General features: G+C 62.9%; 16 protein-coding genes. 9 read left to right on the plus strand and 7 right to left on the minus strand.

What is annotated here, in order from left to right:
* Nucleotides 1-67: 67 nt before the first annotated feature.
* The 6 genes from cmoB to P2T68_RS06905 all read right to left on the minus strand — a co-directional run bounded on the left by cmoB (nucleotide 68) and on the right by P2T68_RS06905 (nucleotide 6,838).
* Nucleotides 68-1,024, minus strand: a complete 957-nt coding sequence (gene cmoB / locus P2T68_RS06880) for a tRNA 5-methoxyuridine(34)/uridine 5-oxyacetic acid(34) synthase CmoB (RefSeq protein WP_024073628.1) — start codon at nucleotides 1,022-1,024, stop codon at nucleotides 68-70.
* Nucleotides 1,021-1,764, minus strand: coding sequence for a carboxy-S-adenosyl-L-methionine synthase CmoA (gene cmoA, locus P2T68_RS06885; RefSeq protein ID WP_024073629.1), 744 nt, complete (start codon nucleotides 1,762-1,764; stop codon nucleotides 1,021-1,023). Before cmoA ends, cmoB begins: the two co-directional genes overlap by 4 nt.
* A gap of 142 nt (nucleotides 1,765-1,906) precedes the next feature.
* Complete coding sequence (locus tag P2T68_RS06890) at nucleotides 1,907-2,548, minus strand: lysoplasmalogenase (protein ID WP_193690213.1); 642 nt, start codon at nucleotides 2,546-2,548, stop codon at nucleotides 1,907-1,909.
* Nucleotide 2,549: 1 nt separating this feature from the next.
* On the minus strand, nucleotides 2,550-2,939 hold the full coding sequence (locus tag P2T68_RS06895) for a protease inhibitor I42 family protein (RefSeq protein ID WP_024073631.1): 390 nt from the start codon (nucleotides 2,937-2,939) through the stop codon (nucleotides 2,550-2,552).
* Nucleotides 2,940-3,272: 333 nt separating this feature from the next.
* A complete protein-coding gene (lon, locus tag P2T68_RS06900; RefSeq protein ID WP_024073632.1) occupies nucleotides 3,273-5,693 on the minus strand; it encodes an endopeptidase La in 2,421 nt (806 codons plus the stop codon).
* 155 nt (nucleotides 5,694-5,848) lie between these two features.
* Nucleotides 5,849-6,838 carry a GntR family transcriptional regulator gene (locus P2T68_RS06905; RefSeq protein WP_024073633.1) on the minus strand — a complete coding sequence of 330 codons (990 nt, stop codon included), beginning with the start codon at nucleotides 6,836-6,838 and terminating at the stop codon, nucleotides 5,849-5,851.
* Between the two features lie 334 nt (nucleotides 6,839-7,172).
* Here P2T68_RS06905 and P2T68_RS06910 point away from each other — a divergent pair, with 334 nt between their 5' ends.
* The 9 genes from P2T68_RS06910 (at nucleotide 7,173) to P2T68_RS06950 (ending at nucleotide 17,862) form a co-directional block, all read left to right on the plus strand.
* On the plus strand, nucleotides 7,173-8,504 hold the full coding sequence (locus P2T68_RS06910; RefSeq protein WP_277379180.1) for an amidase: 1,332 nt from the start codon (nucleotides 7,173-7,175) through the stop codon (nucleotides 8,502-8,504).
* Nucleotides 8,505-8,515: 11 nt separating this feature from the next.
* On the plus strand, nucleotides 8,516-9,394 hold the full coding sequence (locus tag P2T68_RS06915; RefSeq protein WP_003210406.1) for a polysaccharide deacetylase: 879 nt from the start codon (nucleotides 8,516-8,518) through the stop codon (nucleotides 9,392-9,394).
* A 140-nt stretch (nucleotides 9,395-9,534) separates the two neighbouring features.
* Complete coding sequence (locus P2T68_RS06920; protein WP_277379182.1) at nucleotides 9,535-10,875, plus strand: MFS transporter; 1,341 nt, start codon at nucleotides 9,535-9,537, stop codon at nucleotides 10,873-10,875.
* A gap of 10 nt (nucleotides 10,876-10,885) precedes the next feature.
* Nucleotides 10,886-11,647 (plus strand): SDR family NAD(P)-dependent oxidoreductase, encoded by a 762-nt coding sequence (locus P2T68_RS06925; RefSeq protein ID WP_277379183.1) that lies wholly within the window; start codon nucleotides 10,886-10,888, stop codon nucleotides 11,645-11,647.
* Between the two features lie 346 nt (nucleotides 11,648-11,993).
* Nucleotides 11,994-12,743 (plus strand): SDR family NAD(P)-dependent oxidoreductase, encoded by a 750-nt coding sequence (locus tag P2T68_RS06930; RefSeq protein ID WP_069075315.1) that lies wholly within the window; start codon nucleotides 11,994-11,996, stop codon nucleotides 12,741-12,743.
* Nucleotides 12,744-12,756: 13 nt separating this feature from the next.
* Complete coding sequence (locus tag P2T68_RS06935) at nucleotides 12,757-13,059, plus strand: hypothetical protein (protein WP_024073638.1); 303 nt, start codon at nucleotides 12,757-12,759, stop codon at nucleotides 13,057-13,059.
* Nucleotides 13,060-13,170: 111 nt separating this feature from the next.
* The gene (locus tag P2T68_RS06940) at nucleotides 13,171-14,145 is read left to right on the plus strand and encodes a GTP-binding protein (protein WP_277379184.1); all 975 of its coding nucleotides are present in this window, start codon (nucleotides 13,171-13,173) and stop codon (nucleotides 14,143-14,145) included.
* Complete coding sequence (locus P2T68_RS06945) at nucleotides 14,142-15,314, plus strand: PotD/PotF family extracellular solute-binding protein (RefSeq protein WP_024073640.1); 1,173 nt, start codon at nucleotides 14,142-14,144, stop codon at nucleotides 15,312-15,314. The genes P2T68_RS06940 and P2T68_RS06945 overlap by 4 nt, the downstream gene beginning before the upstream one ends.
* 211 nt (nucleotides 15,315-15,525) lie before the next feature.
* On the plus strand, nucleotides 15,526-17,862 hold the full coding sequence (locus tag P2T68_RS06950) for a bifunctional diguanylate cyclase/phosphodiesterase (protein ID WP_277379185.1): 2,337 nt from the start codon (nucleotides 15,526-15,528) through the stop codon (nucleotides 17,860-17,862).
* A gap of 103 nt (nucleotides 17,863-17,965) precedes the next feature.
* Here P2T68_RS06950 and P2T68_RS06955 read toward each other — a convergent pair whose 3' ends face one another.
* Complete coding sequence (locus tag P2T68_RS06955; protein ID WP_150095328.1) at nucleotides 17,966-20,377, minus strand: glucose/quinate/shikimate family membrane-bound PQQ-dependent dehydrogenase; 2,412 nt, start codon at nucleotides 20,375-20,377, stop codon at nucleotides 17,966-17,968.
* Nucleotides 20,378-20,483 lie beyond the last annotated feature (106 nt).

Here is a 20,483-nt window from a genome sequence, read left to right on the forward strand (position 1 = left end):
ATCCAATGTGGGAGGGGGCATGCCCCCTTCCACATTTGGATTTCTGTTGTTCCAGGAAGATCAGCGGTTACTTCTTGGCGATGATCACCGCCCGCATCGGCGCCGGCAGCCCTTCAATGGTCTTGCTGTGGTCCTCGGGATCGAGGAAGTCACTCAACGACTGATACTTCATCCACGCCGTCCCGCGCTGTTCCTGCACCGTGGTCACGCTCACATCCACGCAGCGAACATCACTGAACCCGGCCCGGCGCAACCACAGCATCAGCGCCGGCACCGACGGCAGGAACCACACGTTACGCATCTGCGCATAACGGTCTTCCGGTACCAGCACCTGTTGTTGATCGCCTTCCACCACCAAGGTTTCCAGGACCAGTTCACCGCCCTTGATCAAGGTGTCCTTCAGCGCCAGCAGGTGTTCGATCGGCGAGCGACGGTGATAGAAAACCCCCATGGAAAACACCGTGTCGAAGCCTTCCAGGTTCGCCGGCAGGTCCTCGAACGGGAATGGCAGGTGCCAGGCCCTGGGTTCGGACAGGTAACGCTGTACGGCCTGGAACTGGCAGAAGAACAGCCAGTTCGGGTCGACGCCGATCACGCTGTCGGCCCCTGCGCCGAGCATGCGCCACATGTAGTAACCGTTGCCGCAGCCCACATCGAGGATGCGCTTGCCTTTCAGGTCCAGATGGGGCGCCACGCGCGACCATTTCCAGTCCGAGCGCCATTCGGTGTCCACATGCACGCCGAACAGATGAAACGGGCCTTTGCGCCACGGGCTCAGGCCCATCAGCGCGGTGTGCATTTGCGCGCGGGTGGCGTCGTCGCAGGCGGTGTCCAACACCAGGCCATTGAGCAGGTCGATCTCGGTGGGCTGGATCTTCGGCAGTGCATCCAGTGCGCTCTGCCAGCGCTCCAGGTCGCCATGGCCCTTTTCCATCTTGCTATCGAGCTGCGCTTGCAGGCCCTGGGCCCAGACAGCCAAGGGAGTGCCGACCAGATGGCGGGCGAGGGGGGACAAATCAATCATGGCAAGGCAATCAACGAGGCAAAGTTAAGACACTGGAACCACGGCACGACTTTCGAAAACCCGGCCGCCAGCAGGCGTTCGCGGTGTTCTTCAAGGCTGTCGGGCTTCATGACGTTTTCGATGGCGCTGCGCTTCTGGGCGATTTCCAGTTCGCTGTAGCCGTTGGCGCGCTTGAACGCGATATGCAGGTCGGTGAGCAGTGCGTGCTCTTCAGGATCATTGAAACGCAGCTTTTCCGAGAGGATCAACGCACCGCCCGGCAGCAGTGCCTGGCGGATGCGCCCAAGCAACGCCAGGCGCTGCTCGGGGGCGATGAATTGCAGGGTGAAGTTCAGGGCCACCACCGAGGCGGGTTGGAATTGCAACCCGAGGATATCGCCCTCGATCACCTCCACCGGCAGCAGCTCCTGGAACATCGAGTCCTGGCCATTGAGGTATTGGCGGCAACGCTCGACCATCGCCGCCGAATTATCCACCGCGATCACCCGGCAGCCGTCAGTGCGCACATGGCGACGCAGGGCCTGGGTCACCGCGCCCAGCGAAGAACCCAGGTCGTAGAGCACGCTGTGGGGCTGGGCAAACTGCGCCGCGAGTACACCGAGGTTTTCGACGATGGTCGGGTAACCGGGCACCGAACGCTTGATCATGTCGGGGAATACCCGCACCACGTCCTCGTTAAAGGCGAAGTCCGGCACCTGGGGCAGGGGCTGGGCGAATAGGCGATCGGGTTCTTTGCTCACGGTTGTTCCGGCGACGAGGGGGAAAGGCCGGCATTTTAGCCAAGTTGCTCATCGGATGCGCGGGTTGTCTGATTTGTGGTAATGAGCGGGCTTGTCGAATCGTCGCACCGCCCCCATCGGGCTGCGCAGCAGCCCCGGACTATCAAGGCCACCGCGGCTTCTGGGTGAATGCCGATGCGGTGATGCCCCACTGTCCCAGCCAGTAAGTCACGATCAATAAATAGGGCGCGGCCTCGAATGACACCACAAATCGATTGATACCGATCAGGGTGTCGGAAAACACAAACGACGCGGCCCCTGCCGCCGCCAATGCGGCTGAACGCTTCGGCACCTCACTGCCCAGTCGGGCCAACGCACGCCAGAGCATGGCGCTGATCACCAGCGCGTAAATCACCACGGGTATCAGCAAATCACCGAGGCCGTGGGCAATCAGAATGCTCAACAAGATCGCGCCCACAGCGAGTGCCAGTACCAGCGGCAGCAGTGCCAGGCGGCGGCAGTCGCTGAAATACGCCTTGAGGTATGCCAGGTGGGCAAACAGAAACGCGCCGAGGCCGAAGATAAAGAGATCGCCCGGCCATGCCAGCAGCACATCGCCGACCAGGGAAAAAATCAGCCCAAGGCTGATCCAGCGTCGGTAGTCGGTCGGCGGTGCATCATGTAACCAGCCCAGCAGCGCCAGTACCGGCAATGGCTTGACCAGCAAGCAAAGCAGGGTGGCGTGGGTGCTCAGGCCATAGATAAAGGTACCGGCCCCCATCAGCGCAAGAATCAGCCATGGCATATCAGTTCACCGTGATGGCGCAGTCGAAGGTCTCGGCGGGTTCGGCTTCCGGTTCCCAGGGTTGCTGGGAGGTCAGGCGCAAACGTCCCTGGCCGGTGGCAAAGGCCTGGAAGCGCCATGTGGACTGGCCGCCACCGCCGATCACGCCGGACTCTTTGCTGTTGTAGACCTCGGGGCTCAGGGCACGCAGCACGCCACCCGCCGAATCCTGGATTGCCCAGCGGTAGCCAGTAGTGGGGTTGCTCGGCAGGGTGAGGATCAGGTTTTGCCCAGGTTTAAGCTGGAGCGGGCAGGCGCTCTGTTCTTCCACGGTGACGTTTTGCTTGGGGGCACTGGCGCACGCGGCCAGCAGGGCAAGGCTCAAGGGGAGAAGCAGGCGGGCAGCAGTCATGGGGGCTCCGTTCATTCACGACGAAGGGCGAGCATAACCGAAGATGAGACAAGGTGTGACAAGAGGCAGCAGAGCGCCCTTTGTGGTGAGCACGCTTGTTGTGGTGGGCACGCTTGTTGTGGTGTACAGACTTATTGTGGTGAACAGACTTGTTGTGGTGAACAGACTTGTTGTGGCGAGCAGGCTTGCCCTGCGTTGGGCTGCGAAGCAGCCCCTCTTAAAAAGACCCCATTCTTCCTGAAAGAATGGGGTCGTTGGTTTTGGGGCTGCTTCGCAGCCCAACGCAGGGCAAGCCTGCTCGCCACAGAGGCCAGCTCAGGGGCTAGAGGTTTATCAGAAGAGCACCTTCGCCACATCCGCAAAACGCTTGGCAAAGTGCACGGTCATCCCTTCCTTCAGATACTCCGGCAATTCCTCGAAACTGCCACGGTTCGGCTCCGGCAGGATCAGCTCGTGGATCTTCTGGCGCCGCGCCGCGATCACCTTCTCGCGCACTCCGCCAATCGGCAGCACATGCCCGGTCAGCGTCAGTTCACCGGTCATCGCCACGCCTTTTTTCGGCGGCTGGTTGCGCGCCAGCGACAGCAGCGCACTGGCCATGGTTACCCCAGCACTTGGGCCGTCCTTCGGTGTGGCACCTTCCGGCACGTGCAGGTGCACGAAGGCTTCGTCGAAGAATTTCGGGTCGCCACCAAACGACTTCAGGTTGGAGCTGATGTAGCTGTAGGCGATTTCGGCGGACTCCTTCATCACATCACCCAACTGCCCGGTGAGCTTGAAGCCGCGGTTCAGCGTGTGGATGCGCGTCGCCTCGATGGGCAGGGTCGCGCCGCCCATGCTGGTCCAGGCCAGGCCGGTGATCACGCCGGTGCCGGACAGTACTTGCTCGTTACGGAACACCGGCATGCCCAGGGAGGCCTCCAGGTCCTTGTTGCCGATCTTGATCACCGAGTTTGGCTCATCCAGCAGCTTGACCACGGCCTTGCGCACCAGTTTGCCCAGCTGTTTCTCCAGCTGGCGCACGCCGGCCTCGCGGGCATAACCGTCGATCAAGGCGCGCAGGGCGCCGTCGCTGATGGACAGGCTGGTTTTCGCCACGCCGGCTTTTTCCAGCTGTTTGGGCCACAGGTGGCGCTTGGCGATGGCGACTTTTTCTTCGGTGATATAGCCCGACAGGCGAATCACTTCCATGCGGTCCAGCAACGGCCCGGGGATCGAGTCCAGGGTGTTGGCGGTACACACGAACAGCACTTTGGACAGGTCCAGGCGCAGGTCGAGGTAATGGTCGAGGAATTCGACGTTCTGCTCCGGGTCTAGGGTTTCCAGCAGCGCCGAGGCCGGGTCGCCCTGGAAGCTTTGGCCCATCTTGTCGATCTCGTCGAGCATGATCACCGGGTTCATCACTTCCACGTCTTTCAACGCCTGCACCAGCTTGCCCGGCAGGGCGCCGATGTAGGTGCGGCGATGGCCCTTGATCTCGGCCTCGTCGCGCATGCCGCCGACACTGAAGCGATAGAACGGCCGGCCCAGGGACTCGGCGATGGATTTACCCACGCTGGTCTTGCCCACGCCCGGCGGGCCCACCAGCAGCACGATGGAGCCGGAGACCTCGCCTTTGTAGGCGCCCACGGCGAGGAACTCGAGGATACGGCTCTTGATGTCATCCAGCCCCGCGTGGTGCTTGTCGAGCACCTTGCGCGCGTGTTTCAGGTCCAGCTTGTCCTCGCCGTACACGCCCCACGGCACCGAGGTGGCCCAATCCAGGTAGTTGCGTGTGACCGCGTACTCCGGTGAACCGGTTTCGAGGATCGACAGTTTGTTCAGTTCTTCATCAATGCGCTTTTGCGCCTGGGCCGGCAGCACCTTGCCTTCCAGCCGTTGCTCGAATTGTTCGACGTCCGCGCTGCGGTCGTCCTTGGTCAGCCCCAGTTCCTGCTGGATGACCTTGAGTTGTTCCTTGAGGAAGAACTCGCGCTGGTGCTCGCCGATCTTGCGGTTCACCTCGGCGGAGATTTCCTTTTGCAGGCGCGCGACTTCGACTTCCTTGCGCAGCATCGGCAGCACTTTTTCCATGCGCTTGAGCATGGGCACGCAGTCCAGCACTTCCTGCAACTCGTTACCGGTGGCCGAGGTCAGCGCGGCGGCGAAGTCGGTCAGCGGCGACGGGTCGTTGGGGCTGAAGCGGTTGAGGTAGTTCTTCAACTCTTCGCTGTACAGCGGGTTGAGTGGCAACAGTTCCTTGATCGCATTGATCAGCGCCATGCCATAGGCCTTGACCTCATCGGTCGGCTCGGTGGGCTGGTGCGGGTATTCGACTTCCACCAGGTACGGCGGGCGGTGGTGCTTGAGCCAGGTGCGAATCCTCACGCGGGTCAAGCCCTGGGCGACGAATTGCAACTTGCCGTTCTCACGGCTGGCGTGGTGCACCTTCACCAGGGTGCCGTACAGCGGCAGGGCGGAGGTGTCGAAGTGCCGTGGGTCTTCCGGCGGGGTGTCCATGAAGAACAGGGCCAGGGAGTGGTGATCGGATTTGCTCACCAGTTCCAGGGTTTCGGCCCACGGCTCTTCATTGACGATCACCGGCAGCACTTGCGCGGGGAAGAACGGGCGGTTGTGGATCGGGATGATGTAGACCTTGTCCGGCAGGTTTTGCCCAGGCAGCGCCAGGCCGGTGTTGGTCGAATGGGATTCAGCGTTTTCGGGGTCGGCGTAATCTTGGAGGTCGATATCCGGCAATTCTTGCTGGTCGCTCATGGGGCACCTGCATAAGTAAGTATGCAGGTTAGATGGGGCGGGTCAGTGGTGGTTTCAATGGCGGGGGCGAGATAGCAACATATTGCATGAAATTACTGCGGCGGCTTGGTCAATGGGAAGGGGAAAACCCCCTCCCACATTGGGTTCGTGTTGAGTCAGCTGATTTTGTGCAGGTAGACGGGGAGTGGCTGTTCGGGAAGTACCGACAGCACCTTCAAGCGCTGCAACATCCGCTGCCGCGCCCGTTGCAAATGCTCACGCAGGTTCAACGCCGCCGCATCGAATGCGCCATGCAGCAGCAGCTCCAAAATCAAGCGATGTTCGGCGAGCATTGCCGGATCTGCGCCGATCCCCAGCAACCGATAGAAAATCCGGCTGATGATCATCGGGCTCTGGCCCTGGCGAATCAGCGCGGCGATCTTGCGATTTTGCAGGCCGGCGAGGCAGCGCTGGTGCAGGTCCTCTTCGATCTGCTCGATAGCTTCCAGGCTGCATTGCGGGCTGTCCTGAGCGTCCAGCACGCGTTGCAACATGGCTTCGAGCACCTCGCGGTCGAGGTTGGGCGCGCTCTGGCGCAGGGCTTCGGGTTCCAGGCAGGCGCGCAGTTCGTAGTCTTCGGTGACTTCGCGGGCGGTCAGCGGCCCGGCCAGCCATTGCGAGTAGGGCTCTTTTTCCACCAGGCCACGGTCGCGCAGGCGCATCAGCGCTTCACGCACCACTGCGCGGCTGACGCCGTAGTGGTCGGCGGCGGCCTGTTCGTCCAGGCGGTAATGGCCGAAGGCGATGCAGGTGGAGAGTGCCGCGCCGATTTCCTCGACGATGCGCTCGCCCAGCGGCCGCGTGTCCACCAACTCATCGTCGCCGTTCAGGCCCAGGTGCGCATGGCTCAGGGGCAGGCGCAGCGGCTCCAGGTCCAGCCCCTCGGGGTTGATCAGGTAGCCTCGGCCATTGAAGCGGCAGATCAGCCCCTCGGCATGCAGCAGGTCCAGCGCCTTGCGCACGGGCACGCGGCTGGTGCCGAACAATTCGGCCAGCGGCGCTTCCAGCAGCACCAGGCCATGACGGGCGGTGCCATTGACGATTGCATCACGCAACACCTGGTGAATCATGGCGTACCGGGAGGCCGAGGCGGACACTGCTTTCATTGATTTCTCAAGGGCGTGTAGGACGATGGCCGGGGATTCTCTCATAGATGGGTCTGTCACTCTGCGCCACATCAAGGGCACTTTTTTGGGGCCTTGCCTGTAGGAATGTTACTTTTTGCACCAAAATGTACTTATTAATAAAATATACGTTATTGGGTTAAGGGTTCGCGCTTAAAAGGTGAACCCTTTTTTTTGCCGTGTCGAAAGCATCTATACCGCAGCTCTGGACGAAAAAACCGAATCGCTCTCGCTCACGCACTGACAGACTGGCACGAAAGCTGCCTTTGTAAAATGTACATTTTATTAATATGTACGTTTTATGAGGTTCATGCTGATGTCAGACGCCACTTCACTGGCCGAGGATTTCGCCAGCGGTCGCAGCGACCCGGTGCAAGCCCTCGAACAGGCACTCGATCAAGCGAGCCAGTCGGCAGCTGTGTTTATCTGCCTGACCGCCGAGCGTGCCCGCCGCGAAGCCGAAGCCGCCGCCGCGCGCTGGCGTGCCGGCCAGCCCTTGAGTGTATTCGACGGCGTGCCGCTGGCCTGGAAAGACCTGTTCGACGTGGCCGGCAGCATCACCACCGCCGGTGCTGCGTACCGGCGTCATGCGCCGGCCGCTTTGCTCGATGCGCCGAGCGTGGGCCTGCTGTGCCGCGCCGGCATGGTCAGTGTGGGCAAGACCAACCTCAGTGAGCTGGCCTATTCCGGGCTTGGCCTGAACCTGCATTTCGGCACCCCGCATAACCCCCATGGGCGGGATCAGCCGCGTATTCCCGGTGGCTCGTCTTCGGGGTCGGCGGTGGCTGTCGCCGCCGGCATCGTGCCAATCGCCATGGGCACCGACACGGCGGGTTCCATCCGCATCCCCGCGGCCCTCAACGGCCTGGTGGGGTACCGCAGCAGCAGTCGACGCTACAGCCGCGACGGGGTGTTCCCCCTGGCGCACACCCTCGACAGCCTGGGCCCGTTGACCCGCAGCGTGCGCGATGCGTTGGCCATCGACGACCTGCTCCATGGTCGTATTTCCAACCACCGCGTCCGCAGCCTCAAGGGCCAGCGCTTTGTACTGGAACAGGGCCTGCTGGCCGACGTTGAACCTGCCGTGCGCAATAACCTGCTGCGCGGGGTGGAACGCTTGAAGGCCGAGGGCGCGTTGGTCGAGATGCGCCCCTGCGCCACCTTCCAGGCCACCTTGGCACTGATCCAGCAGCAAGGCTGGCTTGGCGCCTTCGAAGCCTTCGCCCTGCATGAAACCCTGCTCGACAGCGCCGACGCCGAACAGCTCGACCCGCGCGTACGCCGCCGCCTCGAAGCCGCGCGTTCGCTGCCGGCCAGCCGGTTGATCCACCTGATCGAGGCCCGTCAGCGCCTGCAACAACAACTGATCGATGACCTCGACGGCGCCCTGCTGATCACCCCCACCGTTGCCCATGTCGCCCCGGCATTGGCAGCGCTGGAAGCCGATGACGACCTGTTCGTCAGCACCAACCTCGCCACCCTGCGCCTGACCATGCCCGGCAGTTTGCTGGACATGCCCGGCGTGACCTTGCCCAGCGGCCATGATGCCCAGGGCCTGCCCACCGGGTTGCTGCTCAGCGCCCCGGCGGGGGAAGACGCACGCCTGTTGCGCGCGGCGTTGTCCGTCGAATCCCAACTGACTATCTAAGGAGACACCCCATGGCTAAAGACATCCTCTGTGCATTTGGCGTCGACGTTGACGCCGTCGCCGGCTGGCTCGGTTCCTACGGCGGCGAAGATTCGCCCGACGATATCTCCCGTGGCCTGTTCGCCGGCGAAATCGGCGCGCCACGCCTGCTCAAGCTGTTTGAACGCTACGGCCTGCGCACCACCTGGTTTATCCCGGGCCATTCGATGGAAACCTTCCCTGAGCAGATGAAAGCCGTGGCCGACGCCGGGCATGAAATCGGCGTGCATGGCTACAGCCACGAAAACCCGATCGCGATGACCGCCGAGCAGGAAGAAATCGTGCTGGACAAGTCCATCGAACTGATCACCCAGGTCACCGGCAAACGCCCTACCGGCTACGTCGCTCCGTGGTGGGAATTCAGCAAGGTCACCAACGAGCTGCTGCTGAAAAAAGGCATCAAGTACGACCACAGCCTGATGCACAACGACTTCCATCCCTACTACGTGCGCAAGGGGGATACCTGGACCAAGATCGACTACAGCCAGCACCCCGACACCTGGATGAAACCCTTGGTGCGTGGCGAAGAAACCGACCTGGTGGAGATCCCGGCCAACTGGTACCTCGATGACCTGCCGCCGATGATGTTCATCAAGAAAGCCCCCAACAGCCACGGCTTCGTCAACCCGCGTCACCTCGAAGAAATGTGGCGCGACCAGTTCGACTGGGTCTACCGCGAACACGAACACGCGGTGTTCACCATGACCATCCACCCCGATGTGTCTGGCCGCCCGCAAGTGCTGTTGATGCTGGAGCGCTTGATCGAACACATCCAGAGCCATGCCGGCGTGCGCTTCGTCACCTTCGACGAAATCGCCGACGACTTTATCCGCCGCCAACCGCGTACCTGACCCCAACCCTGTAGGAGCGAGCTTGCTCGCGAAAAGCCTGAGAGCACTGCGTGCATTCAGGATGCCCGCGTCATCGTTGACGATTTTCGCGAGCAAGCTCGCTCCTACAGAAAGCCCACTCCACCTCCCGAGGCGCGATTATGTCCATCTACAACAAGCTTGACCTGACTGGCTGGAAACCCCGGCAACTGACGTCCCAGGAAGTGCGCTTCGCCACCTGGATCGCGTTTTTCGCCTGGGTGTTTGCGGTGTATGACTTCATCCTGTTCGGCACCTTGCTGCCGGAAATCGGCCGGCATTATGGCTGGGGTGAAGTGGAACAAGCTGAAATCGCGACCTGGGTGGCGGTGGGTACCGCCGTGGTCGCCCTGGCCATCGGGCCAATCGTCGACAAGCTGGGACGCCGCAAAGGCATCATCTTCACCGTGGCCGGTTCCGCGCTCTGCTCGGCGCTGACCGCCATCGGCGGGGCATGGGGCAAGTCGCCGCTGATCCTGATCCGCTCGCTGGGCGGCCTGGGGTATGCCGAGGAAACCGTCAACGCCACCTATCTGACCGAACTGTATGGCGCGTCAGAAGACCCGCGACTGACCAAGCGCCGTGGCTTCATCTACAGCCTGGTGCAGGGCGGCTGGCCGGTCGGTGCGCTGATCGCCGCAGGTTTGACCGCGCTGTTGCTGCCGGTCATCGGTTGGCAGGGCTGCTTTATCTTCGCCGCGATCCCGGCGGTGGTGATTGCGATCATGGCGCGCAAGCTCAAGGAGAGCCCGCAGTTCCAGATCCACCAGCGCATCAGCGAGTTGCGCAGAAGTGGCGCGGTGAGCGAGGCACAGAACGTCGCCCTGACCTACGGCGTGGATTACGACGAACACAGCAAGGCCGGCCTCAAGGCCGCATTCCGTGGCCCGGCCCGTCGCGCCACCCTGGTGATCGGTGCCGCGCTGTTGCTCAACTGGGCGGCGATCCAGGTGTTCAGCGTGCTCGGCACGTCGGTGATTGTCAGCGTGCACCACATCTCGTTCGAGAACTCGCTGATCATCCTGGTGCTGTCGAACCTGGTGGGTTACTGCGGCTACCTCAGCCACGGCTGGATGGGCGACAAGATCGGCCGCCGTAACGTGATCGGCCTGGGCTGGATGCTCGGCGGCCTGTCGTTTGCCGGGATGCTGTTTGGCCCGAGCAACATGGCGATGGTGGTCGGGCTGTACAGCCTGGGCCTGTTCTTCCTGATCGGGCCGTACTCGGCGGCGTTGTTCTTTATCAGTGAAAGTTTCCCCACCAGCATCCGTGCCACCGGTGGCGCGATCATCCATGCGATGGGCCCGATTGGTGCCGTGGTCGCCGGGTTTGGCGCTACCCAGGTGTTGTCCGCCGGCAGCGATTGGCAGACCGCCGCGCTGTGGTTCGGTGCCGTGCCGTGCTTTTTGTCTGGCGTCCTGATGTTTGCCGCGCGCCATGTGCGCCCGGAAACCGTTCAGTAAGGAGTGATTGATGAGCCGTAAAGTTGCCTTGATTACCGGTGCCGCCAGCGGCATCGGCCAAGCCCTCGCGGTGGCCTATGCGCGCCGCGGCGTGGCGGTGGTGGGTGGGTATTACCCGGCCGACCCCCATGACCCGCACACCACGGTGTCCCTCGTGGAAAACGCCGCTGGCGAATGCTTGATGCTGCCGCTGGACGTGGGCGATAGCGCCTCGGTAGACGCGTTGGCCGCCCAGGCGGTGCAGCATTTTGGTCGCCTCGACTACGCGGTCGCCAACGCCGGCTTGCTGCGTCGCGCACCGCTGCTGGAGATGACGGATGCGCTGTGGGACGAGATGCTCAATGTCGACCTGACGGGGGTGATGCGCACTTTTCGCGCGGCGACGCGGCATATGAAGGAAGGCGGCGCGCTGGTGGCGATTTCGTCGATAGCCGGCGGCGTCTATGGCTGGCAGGAGCACAGCCATTACGCGGCGGCCAAGGCCGGTGTGCCGGGGTTGTGCCGGTCGCTGGCGGTGGAGCTGGCGCCGTTGGGCATCCGTTGCAATGCGGTGATTCCGGGGTTGATCGAGACGCCGCAGTCGCTGGATGCGAAGAACTCCCTGGGGCCGGAGGGCCTGGCCAAGGCGGCGCGCGCGATTCCATTGGGTCGGGTGGGGAGGGCGGATGAAGTGGCCTCGCTGGTGCAGTTTTTGACCAGTGATGCGTCGAGCTATCTGACCGGACAGAGCATCGTCATCGACGGTGGCCTGACTGTGCGCTGGCCTGACTGATGTACTCGATCCTAATGTGGGAGGGGGCAAGCCTCCCTCTGATCGAGCATAAATAAGGATTAAATCTTTTCATTAATCGACCGAATTTTTGTGGCGAGCAGGCTGTTGTGGCAATCGGGCTGTTCTGGTGAGCGGGCTGTTGTGGCAATCGGGCTGTTGTGGCGAGCGGGCTTGTCCCGCGTTGGGCCGCGAAGCGGCCCCTGACAAAGACACCAGCGCTGTGTCAGGTACGCCTCAGAGGCTGGTTTTGGGGCCGCTTCGCGGCCCAACGCGGGACAAGCCCGCTCGCCACAGAGGTAGTGGGAGCTCCCACATTGAAACTGTGTTTGATTCAGGAGAATTACCTATGCCCCAACTCACCCATCGCCGCGCCGTGATCACCGGCGCCGGCAGCGGCATCGGTGCCGCCATCGCCCGCGCCTACGCGGTTGAAGGTGCGCGCCTGCTGCTGGCTGATCGTAATGCCGCCAGCCTGGCCGAAACCGCCATCGCCTGTCGCAACCTCGGTGCCGAGGTCTTCGAATGCCTGGCCGATGTCGGCACTGTCGAAGGCGCCCAGGCCAGTGTCGACCGTTGTGTCGAACACTTCGGCGGCATCGATATCCTGGTCAACAACGCCGGTATGCTCACCCAGGCGCGTTGCGTCGATCTCTCGATCGAGATGTGGAACGACATGCTGCGCGTCGACCTCACCAGCGTGTTCGTCGCCAGCCAGCGTGCCTTGCCGCATATGCTGGCGCAGCGTTGGGGGCGGATCATCAACGTCGCCTCGCAACTGGGCATCAAGGGCGGCGCCGAACTGACTCACTACGCCGCCGCCAAGGCCGGGGTGATCGGCTTTACCAAATCCCTGGCCCTGGAAGTGGCCAAGGACAACGTGCTGGTCAACGCCATCGCTCCCGGCCCGATCGAGACGCCATTAGTGGGCGGTATCAGCGACGATTGGAAGCGCGCCAAGGCCAAGGAACTGCCCTTGGGACGCTTCGGCCTGGCGGATGAAGTGGCGCCCACCGCCGTGCTGCTGGCCAGTGAACCGGGTGGCAACCTGTTCGTCGGCCAGACCCTGGGCCCGAACTCCGGCGACGTGATGCCATGAGCGGGCGATAACCATGTGCGGACTCTGCGGACTGCTCGGCGAAGACCTGCACTGGAGCGACCCCCTGGGCGACGAACTGCCCCGGCGCCGAGAACGCCTGCGCCGGATCGCCGCGATCAACCAGGTACTGGCGGCGTTCCGGCTCAAGGTCGAAGACTTTCAGGGGGCCTCCTACCTGCTGCTGGGCGCTACCGGTAAACAGGCATTGGCCAGCGGGCTGGATCAACTCTGGCAGGCGGCCGAAACCATGCTCGGTCGCCCGCTGGATCCCCTCGACCCCCAACTGCTCGATCACTTGGAAAACAGCCCCCTGTAGGAGCGAGCTTGCTCGCGAAAAACGTCAACGATAACGCGTGTTTCCTGAATGAACGCGGCGCCTGTGAGTTTTTCGCGAGCAAGCTCGCTCCTACAGGGTGCGGAGATAAATATGAGCATCGCACTGAATGTCATCACCGGCTTCCTCGGCAGCGGCAAGACCACCTTGCTCAAGCGCCTGCTGCACGGCGAAAGCCTCGGCGACACCGCGCTGCTGATCAACGAATTCGGCGACGTCGGCATCGACCATCTGCTGGTCGAAGAGGTGGCCCCGGACACCGTGCTGCTGCCCAGCGGCTGCGTATGCTGTTCGATCCGTGGCGAGTTGAAAGACGCGCTGCTCGGCCTGTTGCAACGCCGCGTGCGCGGCGAAATCCCGGCCTTCAAACGGGTGATCCTGGAAACCACTGGCCTGGCCGACCCGGCGCCGATCCTGGCCACCCTGAACAATGACGTGCAACTGCGTGGGCGCTTTCATATCGGCCTGGTGATCACCCTGGTCGACGCCTGCCACGCCGCCCTGCAAGAACGCCTGCACCCGGAATGGCTGGCCCAGGTCGCGGCGGCGGATCGCTTGCTGCTGAGCAAGACCGACCTGGAAGGCGACTGCGCGCCCCTGCGCGCGCATTTACAGGCGCTCAATGCCGGTACGCCGATCCTCGATACCCATGACATCCACAGCGGCGACCAGTTGCTGCTCGGCGAAGGCTTGCGCAGCGCCGAACCCGCCGTGGAGGTCAGTCGCTGGCAACTGCACCAACCCACGGCCGCCACCCACGGCGCTGCGCAAGTGTGCTGCCTGACCTTCGACCAGCCATTGGATTGGGTCGGCTTCGGGGTCTGGTTGTCGATGCTGCTAAGATGCCACGGCGAACGAATCCTTCGCGTCAAAGGACTGCTCAACGTGAACGCAAGTTTGGCCCCCATCGTTATTCATGGTGTGCAGCACTGCCTGCATGCCCCGGTCCACCTGCCGGCCTGGCCAGGTGCCGAGCGGCAATCGCGCCTGGTTTTCATCCTGCGCGGCCTGGACCCGGCGCAGTTGCGTCGCTCGTTCGACGTGTTCTCACGGCGGTTCGCGGCATGATCACATTGCGCGTGCTCGGTACGTCGGTAACGCTGCTCGAATGCCTGCGTGTGCGGGCCGAACAGGAGTTGGGCATTCGCCTGGTGTACCAGGTGCACGATGTCGAACAGGCCCAGCGCATCGCAGTGATGCAGCCCGACAGCTACGACCTGTATGACCAGTGGTTCCACAACGTCGACTTCGTGTGGCCGGCGCGGGCAATCCAGCCCATCGACACCCGGCGCATCGCCCTGTGGCACGAGATCAACGACCTGCCCAAGCGTGGCCGCCTTTCGGCCCATGACCGCCTGGGCAGCGGCAGCGTGCCCAGCGAGCGCCTGTTCGTACAGCACGACGGCAGCCTCGGCAGCACCGTCACCGAACGCATCAGCATGTTGCCCCTGACCCACAATGCCGACAGCTTTGCCTACCGCCCCGAGCGCCTGCCCGAGGGTTTCAGCCACGGCAATGAAAGCTGGGGCTGGCTGCTCGACCCCGCCTGGAGCGCGCGCACCGCGTTGCAAAGCGACGCCGCCATCGGCGCCCTGGACGCCGCGCTGGCGGTGCAGGGCGCCGGGCTGGCGACGTTCAAGGACATCGGCAACATGAGCATCGAAGAGATCGATGTACTCGCTGACATTCTGGTGCGCAAGCAGAAGGAAGGGCACTTCGCGGCGTTCTGGTCGGACGATGAAGAAGCCGCGCAATTGATGCTCAGCCCGAGTATCGATATCCAGAGCCTGTGGTCGCCCACCTTGATGCGCTTGCACCGGGCGGGGGTGAAGTACCGTCTGGCGGTGCCCCGCGAAGGCTATCGCGCCTGGTTCGGCGGCCTGTCCCTGTCGCGGCATGCCCAGGGGGCGGTGCTGGATGCGGCGTATGCGTATCTCAATTGGTGGTTGTCCGGTTGGCCGGGCGCGGTGATGGCGCGCCAGGGTTACTACATCGGCAACCCGGCGCGCAGTCGCGACCACCTGAGCAGCGCCGAATGGGATTACTGGTATGCCGGCAAACCTGCCCGTGAGGAATTGCTCGGCAGCGATGGCTTGCCGCTGATTGATATCGGCGAAGTGCGCGACGGCGGTTCCTATGAGCAACGCATGGGGCATATCGCCGTGTGGAACTCGGTGATGGATGAGCACAACTACCTGGTGCGTCGTTGGGGGGACTTTATGCGCGCCCGTGGCTGACGGCCCGCCCAACGTTTGTCGCCAATAAAATGACAGCGAAGTCCCCGGTTTTATTGGGTGCACTTGTCCTTGCTCCCAGCTAATCTGCTAAAACTGAATATCCATCGGCGATGGATATTTTTTTGACGCCAGGTCAGCAGTTCGCGAGGGACGCGCTATGACACAGGGACGCAGTGGCATAAAACGACGAACGCTGCCAGAGGGCACGGCAATGGCGTGGCGCCACACGTTTCAAACTCGTATCGCCGGAGTGCTGGTGTTGCTGCTGCTGGTGGTGGTCGGCGCCACCTACCTCGCCGTCAAGGCCGCCACCTCCCAGGCTGTGGAAAACCAGGCCCAGGTCCAGTTGAAGACCGGCAGCCAGGTCTTCGAACGCTTGCTGGAACTGCGGGGTCGCCGCCTGCAATACGGGCTGGATTGGCTGACCGCCGATGGCCCCTTCAAGCAAGCCGTGATCGAGGGCCAGGCCACACCGATTCTGGCCGCCGTGCGCCGCCACGGCAGCGGTATCCGCTCCAGCCAGGTGTTTGTGCTGGGGCTCGACGGCAAGGTGATCGCCAGTACCTTGCCGCTGCTGAGTCGCGGTCAGCTGTTTCCCTACGATGCGGCGTTGCGCCAGGCACGGCGCAGTGGCTTGCAAATGTTGATCGTGGCCATGGACGGGCGACCCTACCTGCTGGTGCAGGATGAAGTGCTCGACCCGCTGCCCATTGCCCGAGTGGTCATGGGCTTCCCCATGGACAAAGGGTTCGCCCATGAATTGCGCTCCATGAGCAACCTTGAGGTGTCGTTTCTCAGTGTGCAGGACGGCCGTCCCGGCACGCTGTTCAGCACCCAGCCCGACGCCTACCAGGCCACTGTGTTCAACCTGTTGCGCGACACACACCTCGAGCGTGACGCACAGATCACGTTGTTTTACGGGCAACGCGTGCTCAGCCAAGTGCTGCCGCTGGCCAATAACGGCGATGGCGATGACGTGCGCGTGCTGCTGCAAAGTCCGCTGGACCATGCGCTGGAGTCCTTTGCTCCGCTGGACCGGCAGTTCCTCGGGATTGCCCTGGCGGTGCTGCTGGTGTCATTGGCCGGCGCGCTGTTCCTGGCGCGCCGTGTGTCACGACCGCTCAATGCGCTGGTGGAGGCGGCTGGACGCATTGGTGCCGGTGATTACCGCACGCCGGTGCGGGTGCGCAGCCACGACGAATTCGGCCTGCTGGCCCGCGCCTTCAACGCCATGCAAAGCGGTATCGCCGTGCGCGAGCGGCAACTGGCGCATAACGCCTTGCATGACCCGCTGACCGGCCTGCCCAACCGCGCCCTGGCCATGGAGCGCCTGGGCAGTGCGATCAGTGCAAGGCGGCCGGTGGTGTTGCTGTACCTGGGCATCGAGAACTACCGGGTGATCAACGAAGGCTTCGGTCCCGAGGGCGTCGAGGAAATGCTGCGCGAAGCCAGCCGCTGTCTGTCCATGAGCCTGTTGGCCAGCGACACGGCCGCTCGCATCACCGGCAGCGAATTTCTGCTGCTGCTGGAAAACACCGAGATCGACCGCGCCGTGGCCCGCGCCGACCGGCTGTATGCACTGCTCACCGAGCCCCAACGCATTGGCAATGACGAACTGCGTCACGAAGTCAGTATCGGTATCGCTGCGTACCCCGCCGATGGCCAGCAGGTGGAAGAGTTGATCGGTCGCGCCGCCATCGCTCGTCACGATGCGGCAGCGCTGCCAGGCTACCTGCAGATCTACCAGCAGGACCGCGACCTTGCGCACCAACGTCAGATCACCTTGATCCGCGACTTGCGCCGGGCCGCCGTCGAAGGCGAACTGTTCCTCTGCTACCAGCCCAAGCTCGATCTCAAACAGGGCGACGTGCGCCAGGCCGAAGCCCTGCTGCGTTGGCAGCACCCGAGCCTGGGCCTGGTGTCTCCGGCCGAATTCATCCCCTTGGCCGAGCGCACCGGCAGCATGCGCGGCCTGACCCAGTGGGTGATCGAAGAAGCCATCCGCCAGGTGGGTGAATGGGCACAGCGCGGTATGTCGATCCAGCTGTCGGTGAATATTTCGGTGGATGATCTGGGCGATGATGACCTGGCCACTCGAGTCACCACCTTGCTGCTGCAATACGGCGTATTGGCCCAGCAGTTGATTTTCGAGATCACCGAAAGCGCGATCATGCACAACCCGCAACAGGCCCTCAGTGTGCTGGACCGGTTGCGTGGTTGCGGCATCAGCCTGTCGGTGGATGACTTCGGCACCGGTTATTCGTCGTTGGCGCAATTGCAGCGCTTGCCGGTGCAGGAGTTGAAAATCGACCAGTCCTTTGTACGCAACCTCGACAGCACCAGTGGCGATGGAGTGATCGTGCGTTCCACCATCGAAATGAGCCACAACCTGGGGCTCAAGGTGGTGGCCGAAGGGGTGGAGTTCGAGCCGAGCCTCAAGCTGCTCAAGCTGTGGCATTGCGACACTGCCCAGGGCTATCTGATCAGCCGGCCGCTCAGTGCCATGGCGTTCGAGATGTGGATGCGGCGCGAGCGGGTACCGCTATAACGACGGGTGCAGTCCACCGCCTCTCCCATATTTTGATTTTCTTCGCTCATGAAAAAGGCGGCTACCTGTGAGGGTAGCCGCCTTGGTTTGCCGCCGATACAGCTTAATCCGGCAGTTTGAACGCCATCACGTAGTCACCCTGCTTGGTGCCCAGGGAACCGTGACCGCCGGCCATGACCAGCACGTATTGCTTGCCGTCCTTGCCGGTGTAGGTCATCGGGGTGGTTTGCGCGCCGGCTGGCAGGCGACCTTCCCACAGTTGCTTGCCGTTTTTCACGTCATAGGCACGCAGGTACTGGTCGAGGGTACCGCTGAGGAACGCCACGCCACCGGCGGTGGTGAAGGTGCCGCCCAGGCTAGGCACGCCCATGGTCAGGGGGATTGGCACGGGCGAGCTGTCGCGCACGGTACCGTTCTTGTGCATCCAGATGGTTTTGTGGGTGGTCAGGTCGACCGCTGCCACATAACCCCACGCCGGTGCCTGGCACGGCAGGCCCATGGGCGACAGCATGGCTTCGAGGATCACGCCGTAGGGCGCGCCTTTGTTCGGCTGTACGCCTTGGGTTTCGCTGATGCGCGGGCCTTGCTTGGCGATATCGGCGGCCGGGATCAGTTTCGATTTGAACGCCATGTAGCTCGGGTTCACGAAGGCAATCTGGCGTACCGGGTCGACGGAAATGCCACCCCAGTCGAACACGCCGAAGTTACCTGGGTACACGATCGAACCTTGCAGCGATGGCGGAGTGAAAGCCCCGTCGTAGCGCATGGACTTGAAGTCGATACGGCACAGCAACTGGTCGAACGGCGTCACGCCCCACATGTCGCGCTCTTTGAGCGGCGGTGGCATGAAGTTCAGGTCGGACTTCGGTTGGGTCGGCGAGGTGTGGTCGCCAGCGACTGCACCTTGGGGTACTGCCACTTCGTGGATCGGCACCACCGGCTGGCCGGTTGCGCGGTCCAGGACGTAGATGCTGCCTTGCTTGGTCGACGCCATCACCGCTTGCTTCACGCCTTCAGCGGTCTTGATGTCGATCAGCGAAGGCTGGCCGCCCACGTCCATGTCCCACAGGTCATGGTGGGTGAACTGGAAGGTCCACTTCACATGGCCGCTGTCGATGTCCAGGGCTGTCAGGCCGGCGCTGTATTTTTCCGAGTCTTCGGTACGGTCGCCGCCGTATTGGTCAGGCATCTGGTTGCCCATCGGCAGGTAGAGCATGCCGAGCTTTTCATCCACGGCGAACATGGACCACATGTTCGGCGAGTTGCGGGTGTAGGTCTTGCCCTCGGCCAGCGGGGTGGTGTCGTCGGGGTTGCCGCTGTCCCAGTTCCACACCAGCTTGCCGGTGTGCACGTCGAACGCGCGGATCACGCCGCTGGGTTCGTCGGTGGAGACGTTGTCGGTGACGTGGCCGCCGATCACCACCAGGTTCTTGGTCACGGCCGGTGGCGACGTGGAGTAGTAACCGCCTGGGGCGAAGCTGCCGATATTGGCACGCAGGTCGACCTGGCCTTTGTCACCGAAGTCTTCGCACATCTTGCCGGTGTCGGCGTTCAGGGCGATCAGGCGTGTGTCGGCCGTCGGTACGAAGATGCGTTTCGGGCAGGCATTCGGCGCGACGGCGGGGCTGGCGCTGCCGGTGGGGCTCTGCTCGGACGCGTAGACGGCGTCATCGTGATACGACACGCCACGGCAGGTCATGTGCGCCCAACCCTTGAAGTTCTCGGCACCTTCGGTGCTGATCTTCGGATCGAAACGCCAGATTTCCTTGCCGGTATCCGGGTCGAGGGCGATGACTTGGCTGTGCGGGGTGCATACGTAGAGCATGCCGTTGACTTTCAGCGGGGTGTTTTCCGCCGTGGTCTCACCCGGGTCGTTCGGGCCGGGGATGTCGCCGGTGCGGTAGGTCCACGCCGGGACCAGCTTATGGGCGTTTTGCGCTGTGATCTGCGCCAGGGGCGAGTAGCGATCGCCATAGGCGGAACGACCGTAGGAGTTCCAGTCGCCATCGGCCTGGGCCGGTGCCGCGCTGGCCATGCCCGGTACCGCGTCGCGGTCCAACTGGCCTTTGATCTCACCGGGGTTGGTGAACTGGCTGGCGATGGCTGCGGCGCCCGCCAGTACCACGGCCACGCTCAGCGCGCCGGTACCCAGCGGGGCCGGTTGGCCACGCAGCAACGGACGGCGAAACCATGGGAGCAACATGACGATACCCAAGGCGAACAGCAGTGCCAGGCGCGGCACCAGTTGCCACCAGTCCAGGCCGACTTCCCAAAGTGCCCACACGGTGCTGGCGAACAGCACCAGTGCGTACAGGCCCAGCGCAGCGCGGCGGGTGGCCAGCAGCAAGAGGCCGGTCAAGGTGATGCCGATACCGGCCAGCAGGTAGTACAGCGACCCGCCGAGCATCGTCAGCTTGATACCTCCGGCCAGCAAGGCCAGGCCCATGATCAGCAGCAAGACTCCAAGCAGCCTGGGCAGCAGGCGACTTGGACTTGAGGCACCGTCAGTGCTCATAGTTGTGTTTCTCCGTTACGTTGGAATTATGTAACCCCGTGCTTCACTGTAGATGACGATTCGGCGCGGGCTTGGTTCAGCGTTCATTCGGGTTTTTCTGTGGATA

The sequence above is a fragment of the Pseudomonas sp. G11 genome (assembly GCF_029457515.1).
In the GTDB taxonomy this organism is placed as follows: Bacteria; Pseudomonadota; Gammaproteobacteria; order Pseudomonadales; family Pseudomonadaceae; genus Aquipseudomonas; species Aquipseudomonas gorinensis.